Source organism: Micromonospora parastrephiae (genome assembly GCF_016802865.1).
Lineage (GTDB): Bacteria > Actinomycetota > Actinomycetes > Mycobacteriales > Micromonosporaceae > Micromonospora > Micromonospora parastrephiae.
In genome coordinates, this window is record NZ_JAEVHM010000021.1 from 24,819 (window position 1) to 42,769 (window position 17,951).

Genomic DNA, 17,951 nt, shown 5'->3' on the forward strand with positions numbered 1-17,951 from the left:
CGTTGACCCGGTCAGCGGTGCGAGTGGTCGCGGAAGCCGCGGCGGGTCTTGCGGCCCAGGTAGCCGGCGGTGACCAGGTGCTCCAGCAGCGGCGCGGGCGCGAAGCCCGGCTCGCGCAGCTCCAGGTACAGCTCCCGCTGGATGGCCAGCGAGACGTCCAGCCCGACCACGTCGAGCAGCTCGAACGGGCCCATCGGGTAGCCGCAGCCCAGCTTCATCGCGTGGTCGATGTCGTCGGCCGTCGAGTAGCTGGCCTCCAGCATCTTCACCGCGTCGTTGAGGTACGGGAAGAGCAACGCGTTGACGATGAACCCGGACCGGTCGCCGCAGACCACGCCGGTCTTGCCGAGCGCGGCGCAGACGGCCCGGGCGGTGGCGGTGGCCTCCGGGGAGGTGCGGATGGTGCGGACCACCTCGACCAGCGGCATGACCGGCGCCGGGTTGAAGAAGTGCAGCCCCACCACGTCGGCCGGCCGCTGGGTCGCCATCGCCACGTCGATCACCGGCAGGGAGGAGGTGGTGGTGGCCAGCACGACGCCCGGCTTGCAGATCTCGTCGAGGCTGGCGAAGAGCGCCTTCTTCACGCTCAGCTCCTCGACCACCGCCTCGACCACCAGGTCGACGTCGGCGAGGTGGTCGAGGGTGGCCGACCAGCTGATCCGGCCGAGCGCGGCGTCCCGGTCGGCCTCGGCGAGCTTGCCGCGCACCACGCCCTTGTTCAGCGAGGTCTTCACCGCCTCGCAGACCTTCGCGGACTTCTCCGCGCCCCGGGTCACCGAGACGACCTCGTAGCCGGCCTTCGCGAACACCTCGATGATCCCGGTGGCCATCGTCCCCGAGCCCACGACGCCGACCTTGGTGATGGCCCGCGCGCCGTCGGCGAGCGCGGCCTCCGTGGCCGGCGGCGTCGTCTCATCCGGTACGACCACCGGGGAGCCGGGCCGCTGGTAGGTGTAGAAGCCCCGACCGGACTTCCGGCCGAGCAGTCCCGCCGTCACCATCTGCTTGAGCAGCGGCACCGGGGCATGCCGGCGGTCCCGCCCGCCGCGGCGGTACATGGTGTCCAGGATCTCGTACGCGGTGTCCAGGCCGATCAGGTCCATCAGCGCCAGCGGGCCCATCGGCAGGCCGCAGCCGAGCTTCATGGCGGCGTCGATGTCCTCCCGGGTCGCGTAGTGCGACTCGAACATGCCGACGGCGTGGTTGAGGTAGCCGAAGAGCAGCGCGTTGGCGATGAAGCCGGCCCGGTCGTTGATGGTGACGTCGACCTTGCCGAGCCGGGCGCAAAGCGCCTCGACGTCGGCGACCACGTCGGGCGAGGTGACGACCGTGCGGACCACCTCGACCAGCTTCATCACCGGGGCCGGGTTGAAGAAGTGGATGCCGATCACCTGGTTGGGCCGGGTGGTGGCGACCGAGATCTCGGTGACGCTCAGCGACGAGGTGTTGGTGGCGAGGATGGCCTCCGGCCGGCAGACCCGGTCCAGCTCGGCGAAGATTCGCTGCTTGAGGTCCAGGTGCTCGGGCACCGCCTCGATGACCAGGTCGACGGAGTGCAGCGCGTCCAGGCCCACCGCGAAGTGCACCCGCTCGTGCAGGGCGTCCCGGTCCGCCGCGGCGAGCTTGCCCTTGGCGACCGCCCGGTCGGTGGAGCCGGTGAGGGTGGCCCGGCCGCGTTCCAGCGCCGGCTCGGAGATCTCGACCGCGACCACGTCGATGCCGTTGCGGGCGAAGACCTCGACGATGCCGGCACCCATGGTGCCCAGCCCCACCACACCCACGGTGCTGAACTCGCGCGCCACGACCGGCCTCCCCAGACACTCCGTACGGCCACTGAACGGCCGCTAAGGTTATGCGCGCGAGTCTGCCACGTGACGTTTGGTTGTCGAGACGCCGTGGCCTATTTCACCCACGATGTCGGCTGCCCGGCCGACGCCGTCAGATCGCCGGCACGTCGGTCAGGGCCAGCAGCTCCGCGACGAACTCCGCCGGGCGCTCCAGGTGCGGGCTGTGCCCGCAGTCGGGCAACACCACCTCGTGGTACGCGCCGCCGGCCGCCGCGTACCGCTCCAGCACCGCCCGGGTCTGGCCGACCATCGGCTGCGGCGGGCAGACCTCGTCCCCCGGCCAGCCGGGCGCCACGCCCAGCGAGCCCAGGTACGCCAGGTCGAACAGCGAGGTGTCCGACACGATCACGTCGGCGTCTCCGCGTACCCAGGTGATCGGCGGCTTGTCGGGCACGGCGACCAACTCGTCGGCGACCCGGAACCAGGTCGGCGCGAGCGCGTTGAGCACCCCCCGCTCCCCCGGCGCCATGCCCGGCCAGTTCTCCGACGGCACCGACGTGCCCGGGTAGTTGTCATCGCCGGTCGCGGTGGAGAGCAGGCTGTCCAGCAGCAACTCCTCGTACGCGCCCAGCGAGGCCGGGTCGCCACGTAGGTGGCCCGCAGCACGGCGCGTGGGCTGGCCTGAGCCTCGGTGTCGCGGTCGCCGGCGGCCAGCCGGGCGACGAAGTCCGGGTTCGCCGTGCCGGCGCCGGTGCCGGCGAAGTCGCGCGTGGTCGGCGAGCCGGTCAGATCGCGGGTGCCACCGAAGCCGTACGGGGAGACCGGCGCGGCGAGCAGCAGCGCGCGTACCCGCTCCGGGTGGTCGACCAGCAGCCGCATCGCCACGCCACCGCCGAGGGAGTGCCCGACCACCACGGGACGCGCGGTGCCGGCGCTGAAGAGCGTCGGGGCGTCCAGCAGGGCGGCCACGTCATCGGCGAAGTCCCGCAGGCCGCGGGTGGCGTCCACCGGCGCGGTCTCGGTGTCGCCGTAGCCGCGCAGGTCCGGTGCCACCACCCGCAGCGTCGGCGGCAGCCGCCGGATCAGCGGCTCCCAGAACAGCGATGACGAGCAGTTGCCGTGGATCAGCAGCAGTGGCGTGCCGTCCGGCGGGCCGGCCACCCGTACCGCCTGGGTGATGCCGTTGGCCGTCACGGTCCGCTGCTCGATCTCCATCCGCGGCATGCTGCCACGGCGGCACGCGCCGGTCCAGGTGCGCGAGCGCCACTCGGCGTCGACGTCCGGTGTGGCCGGCGGCCAGGGCGCCGCCCGCGTGTCCTCCCTCGGGGCGGGGAACCCCGAGGCCGAACGCCTAGCGCCGAGCGGTGGGCGGCGCGGCCAGCGGCAACGGCAACGTCGGCCGGACGTCGCGCCGGGGCGGGCCGAACCTGAGCCCCACCGGATCGGTGTGCGCGACCCCGGGGTCGAACAGGCGCAACTCGGTGCGGCCGATCCGGATCACGTCGCCGTCGGAGAGCCGTTCGATCTCGGTGATCCGGCGGTCGTTGAGCCAGGTGCCGTTCGTCGAGCCCAGGTCACGCAGCGACGCGCCCTCCGGGGCCAGCCACACCTCCGCGTGCCGGCGGCTCAGGTGCGGGTCGTTGATGACCACATGGCCGGTCGGCGCCCGGCCGATCACCTGCGGTTCGGCCCGCAGCCGAAAGCTCGCCCCGCGCATCGGTCCACCGGCGACCGTCAACAGCGGCATCAGTTCCGGATGTTCCTCCATGGACAGTCAGCCCTCCACCCCACACCGTTACTCCGCGCGTCAGCCTGCCACCAGACGGTAACCGTCAATACCGACCGGCCGGTCAGCTCCTCGTCACCTCCCGGCCATCTGCCGTTCGACGATTCGGGCGGCCGAGATCCGACATCAGGGGTCTGGCCTGCACTGATCAACGAGTGGGCAGGGCGCTGCGACTCCCCTCCCGTCGATCCGAATCGCGGCCTACCGATGAGTAGCATTCGGGTCTAAACTTCCGCCATGACGGCTGTTCAGGTCCCCGGCACCCCCCTCATCGAGGCGGGCCAACTGGTTTCCACCAGTCCGGCCACCGGCGCCGAGGCCGGTCGCCTTCCGGTCGCCAGCGACGCCGACGTGCGGCGGGCCGTCGAGCGCGCCCGCGCCGCCGGTGAGTGGTGGGCGGGGCTGGGCTTCACCGGCCGGCGCGCGCGGCTGCTGCGGTGGCGAGCCCTGCTCGCCAAGCGGATCGAGCAGCTCGCCGAACTGGTGCACGTCGAGGGCGGCAAGCCGGTCGCCGACGCGATCGTCGAGATCGTCACGGCGATCGAGCACATCGACTGGGCCGCACGCAACGCCGCGAGGGTGCTCGGCCCGCGTCGGGTGCGGTCCCGTCTCATCCTGGCCGAGTTCTCCGGGCACCTCGAATACCAGCCGTACGGCGTGGTCGGCGTCATCGGGCCGTGGAACTACCCGGTCTTCACCCCGATCGGCTCCGCCGCGTACGCCCTCGCCGCCGGCAACGCCGTGGTGCTCAAGCCGAGCGAGTACACGCCCGCCACCGGCCAGTGGCTGGTGGACAGCTTCGCCGAGGTGGTGCCCGAGCAGCCGGTGTTCACGACGGTGCACGGCCTGGGCGACGTGGGCGCCGCCCTCTGCCGTTCGGGGGTCGGCAAGGTGGCCTTCACCGGCTCCACCGCGACGGCCCGGAAGGTGATGGCCGCCTGCGCCGAGACGCTGACCCCGGTACTGATCGAGGGCGGCGGCAAGGACGCCATGATCGTCGACAGCGACGCCGACCTGGACGCCGCCGCCGAGGCGTGCGTGTGGGGCGGCATGACCAACGCCGGCCAGACCTGCATCGGCATCGAGCGGGTGTACGCCGTCGACCCCGTGTTCGACGCCTTCGTCGACAAGGTGGTGACCCGTGCCGGCCGGCTGACCGTCGGGCCGGAGGGCACCGACATCGGCCCGATCACGATGCCGGGCCAGGTCGACGTGATCCGTCGCCACATCGACGCCGCCATCGCCTCCGGCGGGCGCGCCGTGCTGGGCGGCCCGGACGCGGTGCAGCCGCCGTACGTCCACCCGACCGTTCTCGTGGACGTCCCGGAGGAGTCGGCCGCCGTCCGCGAGGAAACCTTCGGCCCGACTCTGACCATCAGCCGGGTCCGCGACGCCGACGAGGCCGTCACCCGGGCCAACGCCCTGCCGTACGGCCTCGGGGGTTCGGTCTTCGGCCGGCGGCGCGCGGTGGCCATCGCCAGGCGGCTGCGCTCCGGGATGGCCTCGGTCAACTCCAGCCTGACCTTCGCCGGGATGTCCACGCTGCCGTTCGGCGGGGTCGGCGATTCGGGCTTCGGGCGCATCCACGGGGAGGACGGGCTGCGCGAGTTCGCCCGGGCCAAGGCGATCACCCGACGGCGTGCCCGGTCACTGCTGCCGTCGATGACCTTCGAGCGCACCCCGACCGACGTGGCACGACTCGTGAAGGTCATCAAAACGATGTACGGCAGGTGAGTGTCGGATAACCGATCTCCACCGCCGATCGGCGTATCCACATGTTTGTACGCGGTACTCACGGCGGTACATTGCGTTAAGTGGGCCCTAATCGATTGCGCTACCGCCTTGTCGACAGCGACAGGTCGTGGAGCGCTCGGCGGCGGCGGCACCGCGCGGACTGGCTAGCGCGCACCTTTCCCGACCTCGGGGACATGCACGTCCTCGACCTCGGTGGCCGGCTCGGCACCTGGCACCGCGCCACCGTTCGGCCGGCCCGCGTGACCGTGGTCAATCTGGAACAACCGCCCGTTGTCGTGCCGGAATGGGCCCGCGTCGAGCAGGCCGACGCCTGCGAGCTGCCGTCACGCCTCGCCACGGGCGACTACGACCTGGTCTTCTCCAACTCGGTGCTGGAACACGTGGGCGGGCACGAACGCCGGCTGCGGTTCGCCGCCACGGCCCGCGCGCTGGCCGACCGGCACTGGGTGCAGACGCCGTACCGCTACTTCCCCATCGAGCCACACTGGATCGCGCCCGGCATGCAGTTCCTTCCGGTACGGCTCCGCACCGCGGTCGCCCGCCGCTGGCCACTGGGCCACAAACCGACCCGCAGCCACGACGCCGCCCTCCACCAGGTGTTGTGGACCGAACTGCTCGACCGCTCGCAGATGCGTCACTACTTCCCCGACTCGCGGATGCTCGTCGAGCGGGTGGTGGGCCTACCGAAGTCGCTGATCGCGGTGCGGACCGGCGCGTGAGCGCTCAGAAGAGGGTCAGCTCGTCCTTCTCGATGCCGCGCAGCTTGTCGTAGTCCACCACCACGCACCGGATGCCCCGGTCGGTGGCGAGGACCCGCGCCTGCGGCTTGATCTCCTGCGCGGCGAAGACGCCGGTGACCGGGCTGAGCAGCGGGTCACGGTTCATCAGTTCGAGGTAGCGGGTGAGCTGCTCCACCCCGTCGATCTCACCGCGTCGCTTGACCTCGACGGCGACCGCGCCGGAGTTGGCGTCCCGGCAGAGCAGGTCGACCGGGCCGATCGCCGTCATGTACTCGCGGCGGACCAGCGTGTACCCCTCACCCAGCACGCCCGGGTTGGCGGCCAGCAACTCCTGCAGGTGCGCCTCCACCCCGTCCTTGCGCAGGCCGGGATCCACGCCGAGCTCGTACGACGTGTCCTGGAAGATCTCCTCCAGGGTGATCCGCAGCTCCTCGCCGGCCTTGTTGACCACCCGCCACACGCCGGGCGCCTCCTCCAGCCGACACGGGGGGCTCATCCAGTTGAGCGGCTTGTACGCCCGGTCGTCGGCATGGATCGACACCGACCCGTCCGCCTTCACCATCAACAGCCGGGTGGCCGGCGGCAGATGAGCCGAGAGCCGTCCGACGTAGTCCACCGAGCACTTCGCAATGACCAACCGCACCCGACGAGGGTAGCCGAGCACCCGCCGGTCGCCACCGAGCGGCACTGGCGCGTCGATGCGATGCTGAGACCGTGCTCGAAGTTCTCACCGGTACCGGCCTCGCCGCCTCGGCGGGGCTGAACGCCTACATACCCCTGCTCACCCTCGGCCTGCTCGCCCGCTACAGCGACCTCATCGACCTGCCCAGCGGCTGGACGTGGCTCGGCAACGGTTGGGTCATCGTCATCCTGGCCGTGCTGCTCGCCGTGGAGGTGGTGGCCGACAAGGTGCCGGTCGTCGACCACATCAACGACGTCGTGCAGACCGTGGTCCGACCCACCGCTGGCGGTCTCGCCTTCGGCGCCGGGTCGTCGTCGGAGACCGTCACGGTCAGCGACCCGGGAAGCTTCTTCTCCAGCCACCAATGGGTGCCGGTGGCCACCGGCGTACTCCTCGCGTTCGGCGTGCATCTGCTCAAGTCCGCCGCACGCCCGGTCATCAACGCGACCACCGCCGGGTTCGGCGCCCCGGTGGCCAGCACCGCCGAGGACGCACCAGCGTTGTCGTCTCGCTGGTGGCGATCATCCTGCCGGTGCTGGTCCTGGCCTTCCTGCTGGGTCTGGTGTTCTTCGTCTTCTGGTTCGTACGCCGCCGCTCCGAACGCCGCCGGGAACGCGCGGCAGCACGCGCAGCGGGCTTCCGCGTCTGACGCCGAACATGACAATGGCCGGCGCCCCGGGTTCGGGGTGCCGGCCATCGCCGTGCTGCTGTGGTCAGTTGTTCCAGTGCTGGGTGACGAGGTCGGTGGCCTGCTGCTCCCACTGGGCGTAGGCGTCCGGGTAGGCCGACACCTGCACGGTCTGCGCGGCGTCGGTCAGCGGCATGTCCTGCCAACCGTCGACCTGCTTGAGGCCCTTGAGGAACGCGGTCGTGGAGTATTCCGGGTCGGTGATCTGCTCCGGCGTGCCCCAACCCGAGCTCGGGCGCTGCTGGAACAGGCCCAACGAGTCGTGGTCGTTGGCGTCGCCGAGGTGGCCGAGGTTCTCCAGCTTCGACTCCTGCAGGCTCGTCGCGATCGAGATCACCGCGGCGCGTTCGGGCAGGCCGGCCTTCTTCGTCGCGGCGATGATCGCCTTGGCGTTGGCGGTCTGCTCGCCGTTCAGGGTGATGTGCGACTGGTCGCCCTGCGGCTTCGGCGCCGCAGTCTGCACGGCGACCGCGACCGGCGTGGCGTCCACGGCCGGGGTGGCGGCGTGGGCGGCGATCGGACCGGCGAAGACACCACCGGCGAACGCGAGACCAGCAACGGACAGCACACTCTTACGGAAGATCGTGTTCATGGGGGTAGCTCCTTCGGGGGTAGGAAACACCCGCTGCCACCGACCGGGGGGTCGGCGGTCACGGGTGTGAGCACCTCGTCCGGCGCTGCACAAAAAGTCTTCGACGGGTCGGCGGCCTGCAAGCCGGGGGGCTCGCGGCGCCGGGACCGGGTTTAACGACCACCGGCGGGGGGTCATTCCCGGGGGATTGCTCGGTCGCTCGGGGGTCTGCAACGACCGGCCCAGCGAGCGGGCCGTGGTCCTGCGATCGTCAGGGTGTGTAACGGCCCCCGGCCGGCCACGATTCCGCCGCACGGATGCGACCGGTCACAGCCCAGACAGGCCCACGGGCGGACAAACCGCCCAAGCGTCGTGGCGACCGCGGCCCAGACCGGGCGGCACGGCGGTGATCCACTCGACATCGACGATATCGGGGTATCCGGGACGGGGTGATACCCCGATATCGGCGATGTCGAGACCCATCACATCCGACGGCGACCCCCGGTGGAGGCGTTCGCACGGCCGATCGGCAAGGGGTCCATATCGGGGTACGCAAGACCGACAAAAGCCTAGGGTCAGACGAGAGCCTAGAGGAGGTTGGCATGACCACAGCGATGGAGATGCCCCGGGTCCAGGAGTGCGTGGTCGCGGCGTGTGCGTACAACCAGTCGGGTGACTGCCACGCCTTCGCGATCACGATCGGCAGCATGGATCACGCGCACTGCCACACCTTCGTCGAGTCGCCCGTCCGGGGCGGGGTGGAGAGCATGATCGCCCAGGTGGGCGCCTGCCAGCGTTCCGACTGTCGGCACAACGAGCAGTTGGAGTGCCACGCGTCGTCCATCAAGGTCGGCCCGGACAACGACCTGGCCGACTGCGTGACGTACGCCGGCCGCTGACCCGCCGACGGAGGTCAGGGCAGGTCGTTGGCGCGCCGGATGACCGTCACCAGGTCGTCGATGATGCCGGTGAGGGCGAAGTCCTTCGGGGTGAAGATCCGGGCCACTCCGGCGGCCCGCAGCGTGTCGGCGTCGCTGGCGGGGATGATGCCACCGACCACCACCGGCAGGTCGCCGCGGCCGGCGGCGCGTAGCCCGTCGAGTACCGCCGGCACGGCGGCCAGGTGCGAGCCGGACAGCACGGAGAGCCCGACCAGGTCGACGTCCTCCTCCACCGCGGCGGCGACGATCTGCCCGGCGGTCAGCCGGATGCCCTGGTAGACGACCTCGAAGCCGGCGTCGCGGGCGCGTACCGCGATCTGCTCGGCGCCGTTGGAGTGCCCGTCCAGGCCGGGCTTGCCGACCAGCAGCCGCAGTCGCCCGCTGCCCAGTTCCCGGGCGGTGGCGGTGACCCGCTCGCGGACCGCCGCGAGGCCCGGATCTCCGCCGGTTCCGGCGGCTCCGGCCAGCCCGGTGGGTGCCCGGTACTCGCCGAAGACCTGGCGCAGCGCGCCGGCCCACTCGCCGGTGGTCACCCCGGCCCGCACGCACTCCAGGGTGGCGGGCATCAGGTTGGTGGTGGTCGCGGCGTCCGCGCGGAGCCGGGCCAGGGCCGCGTCGACGGCGGCGCCGTCCCGTTCGGCCCGCCATCGGCGTACGGCGTCCGCGGCGGCGACCTCGACCGCCGGGTCGACCTGCTCGACCGCCTCCGCCCCGGCCGCGGTCAGCGGGGACGGCTCGGTCTCGGCGAAGCGGTTGACCCCGACCACCACGTCCGCGCCGGACTCCATCCGGCGGCGACGCTCGGCCAGCGAGGCGACCAGCGCGCTCTTGAGGTAGCCGGTCTCCACGGCGGCCACCACCCCGCCCAGCTCCAACACCCTGTCCAGCTCGACCCGGGCGCCGGTGACGATCTCGTCGACCAGCGCGGTCATCACGTGCGAGCCGGCGAAGAGGTCGGGATATTCGAGCAGGTCCGACTCGTACGCCAGGACCTGCTGCATCCGCAGCGACCACTGCTGGTCCCAGGGGCGGGGCAGACCGAGCGCCTCGTTCCAGGCGGGCAGCTGCACGGCGCGGGCCCGGGCGTCGCGGGACAGCGTCACGCCGAGCATCTCCAGCACGATGCGCTGGATGTTGTTCTCCGGCTGCGCCTCGGTCAGGCCGAGCGAGTTGACCTGCACGCCGTAGCGGAACCGGCGCTGCCTGGCCTCGGTGACTCCGTACCGGTCCCGGGTGATCTCGTTCCAGAGCGCGCCGAACGCGCGCATCTTCGCGATCTCCTCGACGAAGCGGACCCCGGCGTTGACGAAGAACGAGATCCGCTGCACCACGTCGCCCATCCGCTCGGCGGGGACCTGACCGGAGTCGCGGACCGCGTCGAGGACGGCGACGGCGGTGGCCAGCGCGAAACCGACCTCCTGCACGGGCGTGGCCCCGGCCTCCTGGAGGTGGTACGAGCAGATGTTGACCGGGTTCCACCGGGGCATCTCCCGCAGCGCGTACGCGACCACGTCGGCGGTGAGCCGCAGTGAGGCGGCGGGCGGGAAGATGTACGTCCCCCGGGACAGGTACTCCTTGATGATGTCGTTCTGCGTGGTGCCGGCGCAGCGGGCCAGCTCGGCGCCCTGCTCCGTCGCCACGGTGCCGTAGAGGGCGAGCAGCCACATCGCCGGGGCGTTGATGGTCATCGAGGTGTTCGTGTCGGCGAGCGGAAGGCCGTCGAAGAGCGCCCGCATGTCGCCGAGGTGGGTCACCGGTACGCCGACCCGACCGACCTCACCGGTGGCCAGCTCGTGGTCGGGGTCGTACCCGGTCTGGGTGGGCAGGTCGAAGGCGACCGAGAGGCCGGTCTGCCCCTTGGCCAGGTTGCGGCGGAAGAGGGCGTTGGTCGCGGCGGCCGACGAGTGACCGGCGTAGGTGCGCATGACCCACGGGCGGTCGCGCTCGGGCAGCCGCCCCCGGTATGCCGTCTCGTCCATGGCCGGAGTCTAAGTTACCGTTCAGTAAAACGGGCTGTGGAAAACCACACAGGTCCATGTCGTGGACGTCCGGGTCCGAAGCGCTCGCAGTGGCGCGGACCGCCACACCCCGGGCACGACCCCGACCAGCGCAGGACGCACACTGGACGTCATGGATGACGAGCTGGCCATCTCCGTCCGAGGGCTGCGCAAGGCGTACGGCGGCAACGTGGCCGTGGCGGGCGTGGATCTCGACGTCCGCCGCGGCGAGGTGTTCGCGTTGCTCGGCCCGAACGGCGCCGGCAAGACCACCACGGTGGAGATCCTGGAGGGCTACCGGCGCCGCGACGCCGGCGAGGTCTCCGTGCTCGGCGCGGACCCGGCGCACCCGGATCAGGGCTGGCGCTCACGGGTCGGCATCGTGCTCCAGGGCACCGGCGAGTTCGACGAGCTGACCGTGGCCGAGGTGGTCCGGCACTTCTCCGGCTTCTACCCGGCCGCGGACGACCCGGACAAGGTGATCGAACGGGTCGGACTGGCCGGCAAGGCGAAGGCCCGCACGCACACCCTCTCCGGCGGGCAGAAGCGCCGCCTCGACGTGGCGCTGGGCATCATCGGCCGCCCCGAGCTGCTCTTCCTCGACGAGCCGACCACCGGTTTCGACCCGGAGGCCCGCCGCGAGTTCTGGGAGCTGATCCGCGATCTCGCCGCGGCCGGCACGACCATCGTGCTGACCACCCACTACCTCGACGAGGCGGAGGCGCTCGCGGACCGGGTCGGCGTGATCGCCGGTGGCCGGTTGGTCGAGGTCGCCGCACCGAACCGGCTGGGCAACCGGCAGGAGGCCCTCGCGACGGTCTCCTGGCGTACCCCGGAAGGGACGCCGGAACGTGCGCAGACCGCGACGCCGACGGCCCTGGTCGCCGACCTGGCCGCGCGCTACGGCGGCGAGGTCCCGGGGCTCACGGTGACCCGGCCGACCCTGGAGGACGTCTACCTCGAAATGATCGGACAGGCGCGATGACGACCACGACGAAGCCGGCCACGCCGGTCGCCGCCACCCCGAGCCGCCGGCCGGGCGCCGGCGCGCTCGCCCTGCGCCAGGGCCGACTGGAGATCACCCAGTTCCTGCGCAGTCGGGAGTCCGTGGTCTTCACGATGGGCTTTCCCATCATCATGATCCTGATCTTCGCCTCGATCTTCGATGGCACGATCGGCGGCGGGGTCAAGTTCACCCAGTACTTCATCACCGGCATGATCGCGACCGGCCTGATGACGGTGAGCTTCCAGAACCTCGGCATCTGGATCCCGATCGAGCGGGACCGGGGCGTGCTCAAGCGCTACCGGGGCACGCCGATGCCGAAGTGGGTCTGGTTCGGCGGCAAGGTGATCATGGTGGTGGCGATCGGCATCGCCGAGACGGCGCTGCTGCTGGCGGTCGCGGTGGCCCTGTTCGACCTCGACCTGCCGGGCACCGCCGCGAAGTGGTTCACCTTCGGCTGGGTCTCCGTGCTCGGCGTGACCGCCTGCACCCTGTGCGGCATCGCCATCTCGTCGCTGGCCCGCACCGCCCGCAGCGGCTCGGCGGTGGTCACCCCGGTCGCCCTGGTGCTCCAGTTCATCTCCGGCGTGTTCTTCGTCTTCACCGACCTGCCCACCTGGATGCAGCAGGTGGCCGCGCTGTTCCCGCTCAAGTGGATGTGCCAGGGCCTGCGGTCGGTCTTCCTGCCGGAGAGCTTCGGCGCCCAGGAGCCGGGCGGCTCGTTCGAGCTGGGCCGGGTCGCGCTGGTGCTCGGCCTGTGGTGCGTGATCGGCCTGGTGCTCTGCCTGACGACGTTCCGCTGGACGACGAAGCGCGACGGCTGACGTGGAAAGAGGGGCGGGCGCTGTCCGCCCGCCCCTCTTTCTGTCCCGCTCAGTACGTGTAGAAGCCCTTGCCGGTCTTGCGACCCAGGTCACCGGCGGTGACCATGCGCTGGAGCAGCTCCGGCGGGAAGAACTTCTCGTCGGCCGTGTCCGTGTAGATGTTCTTCGAGGCGTGCAGCAGCACGTCCACGCCGGTCAGGTCGGTGGTGGCCAGCGGACCCATGGCGTGCCCGAACCCCAGCCGGCAGGCGGTGTCCAGGTCCTCGGCGGACACCACGCCCGACTCGACCAGCTTGACCGCCTCCACCACCAGGGCGGAGATCAGCCGGGTGGTGACGAAACCGGCGATGTCCCGGTTGACCACCACCACCGTCTTGCCGATCCCCTCGGCGAAGGCCCGCGCGGTGGCCAGGGTGGCGTCGCTGGTCTTGTAGCCCCGGACCAGCTCGCAGAGCTGCATCATCGGCACCGGGGAGAAGAAGTGGGTGCCGACGACCGCCTCGGGCCGCTCGGTGACCGCGGCGATCTGGGTGACCGGGATGGCCGACGTGTTGGTGGCGAGCACCGCGTCGGACTTGCAGATCTTGTCCAGGGCGCGGAACACCTCGTGCTTGATCTCCAGCCGTTCGAAGACGGCCTCGACCACGATGTCCGCGTCCGCCGCCGCTTCCAGGTCGGTGGTCGGCGTGATCCGGGCGAGCGTCGCCTCGACCTCGGACGCCTCGATCTTGCCCTTCTCGGCGAACTTCTCCAGCGACTTCCGGATGCCGCCGAGCCCTCGGGTGGTGGCCGCGTCGTCCAGGTCGCGCAGCGTCACCTGCCAGCCCGCCTGCGCCGCCACCTGGGCGATGCCGGAGCCCATCAGCCCGGCCCCGACGACCGCGAGTCGACCCGCCATCTACTTCTCCCTCGCTGCGATTGAGTGCCTGTCTGCACCCTAGTCGGCGAGCCTGAACGACGGCTAAGCCCGGTCGGCGTCAAATCTCCAGCGACGGCTCCTCCGGCGCGCAGCCCCGCTCCACCGCCACGCCGAGCGCCCGGAGGTCGGCCACGAAGTCCGGGTAGCCCCGATCGACGTGGTGCACGTGGGAGACCTCGGTGACCCCGTCCGCGCAGAGCCCGGCGATGATCAGCCCGGCCCCGGCACGGATGTCGGTGGCCCGCACCGGCGCCCCGGACAGCCGGTCCCGGCCCCGGACCACCGCGTGGTGCCCGTCGGTCTTGATGTCCGCGCCGAGCCGCATCATCTCGTTGGCGAACATGAACCGGCCGTCGAAGATGTTCTCGGTGATCAGCGAGGCCCCGTCGCTGACCGCGGCCAGACCGATCGCCATCGGCAGCAGGTCGGTGGCGAAGCCGGGGTACGGCAGGGTCACCACGTCCACCGCCCGGGGCCGGTCGTCCATCCGTACCCGGAAGGCGTCCCCACGGGTCTCCACCAGGCCGCCGGCCGCGACGACCTTGTCCAGCGCGACCTCCAGGAAGGCCGGATCCAGACCGGTCACGGTCACGTCGCCCCTGGTCATCGCCGCACCGAACGCCCAGGTGCCGGCGACGATCCGGTCCCCCACCGTGGCGTGGCGCACCGGCCGCAGCCCGGGAACCCCCGTGATCCGCAGGGTGGACGTGCCGGCGCCGGAGATCCGCGCGCCCATCTGGTTGAGCATGGTGCAGATGTCGACGATCTCGGGCTCCCGGGCCGCGTTGTCGATCATCGTGGTGCCCTGGGCGAGCACCGCCGCCATCACCAGGTTCTCGGTCGCGCCCACGCTCGGGAAGTCGAGCACGATGTCCGCGCCACGCAGGCCGTGCGGGGCCGCGGCGATGACGAACCCGTGCTCGCCGGAGATCTCCGCTCCCATCCGGGTCAGCCCGGAGACGTGCATGTCCAGCCCACGGGAGCCGATCGCGTCGCCGCCGGGGTGGGCGACCCGCACGTACCCTCGGCGGGCCAGCAGGGGACCGAGCACGCAGATCGACGCGCGCAGCCGGCGGACCAGGTCGTAGTCCGCGTCCGTGCCCGGCTGCTCGGGCACGTCGATGGTCACCGAGCGGGATCGGGCGAGGCCCCCTCGGGCCACCATCGGGTCGACCGGGTCGTCCGCGTCGAACTGGACGTCGCAGCCCAGCCGGCGCAGCACCTCACCCATGATCGCGATGTCGGTGATCCGGGGGACATTGGTGATGACGCTGCGGCCCGGGGCGAGCAGCGCGGCGGCCATCAGCTTCAACGCCGAGTTCTTGGCACCCACCACGTGCACGGTGCCGGTCAGTCGGGCGTCACCACGGACCCGGATGACGTCGACGTCGCTGACCGCAGGATCGCCGGCATCGCCGGGACCCACCACCGCCGGCCAGGCGGTCGTGGTGTCCGGCCGCGCCGGGATCGTCAGGTCCGGTATCCGTAGGCTGTGCGTCATGGCCGTCCACCTCACGCGCATCTACACCAAGGCCGGCGACGCCGGCATGACCAGGCTGAGCAACAACGAGCAGGTGCCGAAGACCGATCCACGGATCGCCGCGTACGCCGATGTCGACGAGTGCAACGCGGCGATCGGTGTCGCACTCGCCCTGGGCCAACTCGACGAGGAGTTGCGGGTCGTGCTGGGCTCGGTGCAGAACGATCTGTTCGACGTGGGCGCCGACCTGTCCACCCCGGTCGAGCCGGACCCGAAGTACCCGCCGCTGCGGGTGACCGAGGAGTACGTCGAGCGCCTGGAGGGCTGGTGCGACGAGTACAACGCACGCCTGAGCAAGCTCGACTCCTTCATCCTCCCGGGCGGCACCGCGGGTGCGGCGCTGCTGCACGTGGCGCGTACCACTGCCCGGCGTGCGGAACGAGCCGCGTGGGCGCTGGTCAGCCACGATCCGGAACGGACCAGCCCGCTCCCGGCAAAGTATCTCAACCGGCTCTCCGATCTGCTCTTTATCCTGTCAAGAACGGCAAATCCGGCGGGAGATGTGCTATGGGTGCCGGGCGTCAGCGCTGACCGTGGGCGCCCTGCACCACGTGGAGGTGTGGGTTCCCGATCTCGCCGCCGCCACGCGTAGTTGGGGCTGGCTCCTCGGCGAGTTGGGCCGGACGCTCTACGCCATCGCGCGCTGATCAACTCCGGATCGGGGATGTCGGGGTATCCGAGCCACGGGACACCCCGACATCGCCGATACCGTGTCGATCAAGCCAGGGCTCAGGCAGCCGGCCAGTCCTGGGAGGCCATACGCGGCGAGACCGCCCCCGGAGGGGCGGCCTCGAGCCAGGAAAGAAAACCGGTCACTGTCGACCGCGCCATGGCGATCTCCACCGGTGCGTGGTGACTGGTACACCGGAGGATCACCCAGTCCGCCGGCATGGAGAGCCGTTCCTGCCCTTCGGGCAACCGTCGGCGCTCGACCGCGAGGCCCTTGCGGGACAGGACCCGCTTGGGGCGGAGCGCGAAGCTGAACATCCGATACCAGCGCAGCTCGTCACCCGCGAACCGGCCGAAACCGGGCGACCAGCCACGGCCGTCGAGCACGGTGGTGACCCGGACGCTGAGCCGGATGATGCCACCGCTACGAGTGACCACGGCCCGCCGGACGAAGAGGATGAGAAGCGCAACGAGGACGACGGCGACGCCGATCCCGATCCCTTCGACGATCTCCATCCGCGGTACGGCTCAGCGGCCCTGCGCGGAAACCGGGGTCGCGCTCTCGGCCAGCACGGTGACGCCGTCGGCGCTCACCGAGAGGAAGCCACCGGCCACCTCGTAGGAGACCTGCTCACCGCCGGCCAGCTTGATGCGGACCTCGCCGGGCTCGGCGAGCTGGCCGAGCAGCGGCGCGTGCCCCGGCAGGACACCGAGCTCACCCTCGGTCGTCCGGGCGACGACCATCTCGGCGTCACCGGACCAGACCTTCTCCTCGACGGCGACGAGCTCGACGTGAAGCTGCTGTGCCACGCTGTCTCCTTGCTGCGGCGGCGGATTGCCGAAAGTCTAGCCTGACGCCGACACGCCCCCAACGCGGGTGGGGAGAGCTACGCCACGACTACTTGGTCTTGTTCTGGAATTCCGGGTGCTCCAGCAGGAACGGGTCCAGTTGTTCGCTGTGCAGGGCCGTGAAGAAGTCCGTGACGCCGGCCTGGAACTGCTCGCCCTTGTACGTCTTGCCCTCGTACAACGGACCACCGGGCAGTTTGATCATCTCAATCGTGTTCGGCCGGATGTCCTTCAGGGCCAGCCCGAAGTCGATCACGCTGTTGCCCCGGCCGTTGAAGATGAGCGACTGGCCAGCCGCGCGCAGCACCTTGTCCAGCTTGATCGGGTTGGCGACCACGTCGGCACTGAACGCCTGACCCACCATCGCCTTGACGAACTGCTGCTGGTGGCGCTGCCGGCCGTAGTCGGCGTCCGGCACGCCGTTCTTCGGATAGCGCTGCCGGACGTAGTCCAGCGCCTGCCACCCCTTGAGGTGGTGATTGCCCTTCTTGTAGATCGCCTGCGGGCCGACGTAGCCCTCGCCGCGCGTGTTGCCCGGCCGCGGCGTGCCGTCCGGCTGCTTGTGCTCGGACTTCACGTCCCGCTCGACGTACATGTCGACACCACCCATGGCGTCGACGATCTTCTGGAAGCCGGTGAAGTTGATGATCGCGCCAGCGTCGAACCGCTTGATGCCTGTCACGTTCTGCACGGTGCTGGCCAGCAGCTCGAAGCCGCGCGCCGCGTCGGGGTTCCCGCCCGGCACCCGACTGCCGAACGACATCGCTGCGTTGATCTTCGTGGTCTCGCCGGCGAAGTTGGCCTTCTTGAAGGCCGGGATGTCGACGTAGAGGTCCCGGGGTAGCGAGAACAGGTAGGCCCGGTCCATCGACGCGGGTACGTGCAGCACCATGATCGAGTCAGCCAGTGGCGCGGCCGTGGGCGTACGAGGGTCGATGCCCACCAGCAGGATGTTGAGTGGGCCCTTGATGTCGCTCTTCTTCTCCTTGGCACCCGCCGCCTGGTCACCGAAGAGGTCGGCCTTGCCGACCGCGCCCTCGTAGCGGGCCATCAGCACCTCGGTGCCGACCAGCGCCATCCCGCTGAGCATGGTCAGCACGGTGCCGAACACCGTGCAGACCTTGGCCCAGCGTGGCACGCCCCGCCACATGGACTTCCTGCGGCCAGTCTTGACGGCCTTAGCCACGAGCATCTCCGTTC

The 17,951-nt window shown here is 70.8% G+C and carries 17 protein-coding genes and 2 pseudogenes; 7 read left to right on the forward strand and 12 right to left on the reverse strand.

What is annotated here, in order from left to right; translation table 11 throughout:
* Positions 1 to 11 precede the first annotated feature (11 nt).
* From JNW91_RS07295 to JNW91_RS07305, 4 genes are all read right to left on the reverse strand, one after another.
* Positions 12 to 1,802, reverse strand: a complete 1,791-nt coding sequence (locus tag JNW91_RS07295; protein WP_203174140.1) for a 3-hydroxyacyl-CoA dehydrogenase family protein — start codon at positions 1,800 to 1,802, stop codon at positions 12 to 14.
* Between the two features lie 136 nt (positions 1,803 to 1,938).
* Positions 1,939 to 2,241 carry an alpha/beta fold hydrolase gene (locus JNW91_RS32020; RefSeq protein ID WP_238424534.1) on the reverse strand — a complete coding sequence of 101 codons (303 nt, stop codon included), beginning with the start codon at positions 2,239 to 2,241 and terminating at the stop codon, positions 1,939 to 1,941.
* The gene (locus JNW91_RS07300) at positions 2,193 to 3,002 is read right to left on the reverse strand and encodes an alpha/beta fold hydrolase (RefSeq protein WP_238424535.1); all 810 of its coding nucleotides are present in this window, start codon (positions 3,000 to 3,002) and stop codon (positions 2,193 to 2,195) included. The genes JNW91_RS32020 and JNW91_RS07300 overlap by 49 nt, the downstream gene beginning before the upstream one ends.
* Positions 3,003 to 3,138: 136 nt before the next feature.
* Positions 3,139 to 3,555, reverse strand: a complete 417-nt coding sequence (locus JNW91_RS07305; protein WP_203174141.1) for an FHA domain-containing protein — start codon at positions 3,553 to 3,555, stop codon at positions 3,139 to 3,141.
* Between the two features lie 255 nt (positions 3,556 to 3,810).
* Here JNW91_RS07305 and JNW91_RS07310 point away from each other — a divergent pair, with 255 nt between their 5' ends.
* Both JNW91_RS07310 and JNW91_RS07315 read left to right on the forward strand, forming a co-directional pair.
* Entirely contained in the window at positions 3,811 to 5,307 is a 1,497-nt protein-coding gene (locus JNW91_RS07310; RefSeq protein ID WP_203174142.1) for an aldehyde dehydrogenase family protein, read from the forward strand.
* An 80-nt stretch (positions 5,308 to 5,387) separates the two neighbouring features.
* Entirely contained in the window at positions 5,388 to 6,047 is a 660-nt protein-coding gene (locus JNW91_RS07315) for an SAM-dependent methyltransferase (protein ID WP_203174143.1), read from the forward strand.
* Positions 6,048 to 6,051: 4 nt separating this feature from the next.
* Here JNW91_RS07315 and nucS read toward each other — a convergent pair whose 3' ends face one another.
* The gene (gene nucS / locus JNW91_RS07320; RefSeq protein WP_203174144.1) at positions 6,052 to 6,711 is read right to left on the reverse strand and encodes an endonuclease NucS; all 660 of its coding nucleotides are present in this window, start codon (positions 6,709 to 6,711) and stop codon (positions 6,052 to 6,054) included.
* Between the two features lie 71 nt (positions 6,712 to 6,782).
* Here nucS and JNW91_RS07325 point away from each other — a divergent pair.
* A pseudogene (locus JNW91_RS07325) lies at positions 6,783 to 7,399 on the forward strand (DUF4126 domain-containing protein).
* Positions 7,400 to 7,463: 64 nt separating this feature from the next.
* On the opposite strand, the gene JNW91_RS07330 reads toward JNW91_RS07325, so the two are convergent.
* Positions 7,464 to 8,030, reverse strand: coding sequence for a hypothetical protein (locus tag JNW91_RS07330; protein WP_203174145.1), 567 nt, complete (start codon positions 8,028 to 8,030; stop codon positions 7,464 to 7,466).
* Between the two features lie 581 nt (positions 8,031 to 8,611).
* On the opposite strand from JNW91_RS07330, the gene JNW91_RS07335 reads away from it, so the two are divergent.
* Entirely contained in the window at positions 8,612 to 8,908 is a 297-nt protein-coding gene (locus JNW91_RS07335; RefSeq protein WP_203174146.1) for a DUF1540 domain-containing protein, read from the forward strand.
* Positions 8,909 to 8,922: 14 nt separating this feature from the next.
* Here the strand turns inward: JNW91_RS07335 and JNW91_RS07340 are convergent, their stop codons facing one another.
* Positions 8,923 to 10,929, reverse strand: coding sequence for a protein meaA (locus JNW91_RS07340; RefSeq protein WP_203174147.1), 2,007 nt, complete (start codon positions 10,927 to 10,929; stop codon positions 8,923 to 8,925).
* A 151-nt stretch (positions 10,930 to 11,080) separates the two neighbouring features.
* On the opposite strand from JNW91_RS07340, the gene JNW91_RS07345 reads away from it, so the two are divergent.
* Positions 11,081 to 11,932: an ABC transporter ATP-binding protein gene (locus JNW91_RS07345; protein ID WP_203174148.1), complete on the forward strand. Its 852-nt coding sequence runs from the start codon at positions 11,081 to 11,083 to the stop codon at positions 11,930 to 11,932.
* Entirely contained in the window at positions 11,929 to 12,774 is an 846-nt protein-coding gene (locus tag JNW91_RS07350) for an ABC transporter permease (RefSeq protein ID WP_203174149.1), read from the forward strand. The genes JNW91_RS07345 and JNW91_RS07350 overlap by 4 nt, the downstream gene beginning before the upstream one ends.
* A 49-nt stretch (positions 12,775 to 12,823) precedes the next feature.
* On the opposite strand, the gene JNW91_RS07355 is transcribed toward JNW91_RS07350, so the two are convergent.
* Together JNW91_RS07355 and murA are read right to left on the reverse strand one after the other, a co-directional pair.
* Positions 12,824 to 13,672: a 3-hydroxyacyl-CoA dehydrogenase family protein gene (locus JNW91_RS07355; RefSeq protein ID WP_203174150.1), complete on the reverse strand. Its 849-nt coding sequence runs from the start codon at positions 13,670 to 13,672 to the stop codon at positions 12,824 to 12,826.
* Positions 13,673 to 13,751: 79 nt separating this feature from the next.
* Positions 13,752 to 15,194: a UDP-N-acetylglucosamine 1-carboxyvinyltransferase gene (gene murA, locus JNW91_RS07360; RefSeq protein WP_203174151.1), complete on the reverse strand. Its 1,443-nt coding sequence runs from the start codon at positions 15,192 to 15,194 to the stop codon at positions 13,752 to 13,754.
* On the opposite strand from murA, the pseudogene JNW91_RS07365 reads away from it, so the two are divergent.
* Positions 15,193 to 15,753: pseudogene (locus JNW91_RS07365) on the forward strand (cob(I)yrinic acid a,c-diamide adenosyltransferase); the annotation flags it as partial. The gene murA and the pseudogene JNW91_RS07365 sit on opposite strands and share 2 nt — an antisense overlap.
* Before the next feature lie 209 nt (positions 15,754 to 15,962).
* Here JNW91_RS07365 and JNW91_RS07370 read toward each other — a convergent pair.
* The 3 genes from JNW91_RS07370 to JNW91_RS07380 form a co-directional block, all read right to left on the reverse strand.
* Positions 15,963 to 16,418 carry a DUF2550 domain-containing protein gene (locus tag JNW91_RS07370; RefSeq protein WP_203174152.1) on the reverse strand — a complete coding sequence of 152 codons (456 nt, stop codon included), beginning with the start codon at positions 16,416 to 16,418 and terminating at the stop codon, positions 15,963 to 15,965.
* Positions 16,419 to 16,430: 12 nt separating this feature from the next.
* Complete coding sequence (locus JNW91_RS07375; RefSeq protein WP_203174153.1) at positions 16,431 to 16,712, reverse strand: F0F1 ATP synthase subunit epsilon; 282 nt, start codon at positions 16,710 to 16,712, stop codon at positions 16,431 to 16,433.
* Between the two features lie 88 nt (positions 16,713 to 16,800).
* Positions 16,801 to 17,943 carry an LCP family protein gene (locus tag JNW91_RS07380; protein ID WP_203174154.1) on the reverse strand — a complete coding sequence of 381 codons (1,143 nt, stop codon included), beginning with the start codon at positions 17,941 to 17,943 and terminating at the stop codon, positions 16,801 to 16,803.
* Between the last annotated feature and the right edge of the window lie 8 nt (positions 17,944 to 17,951).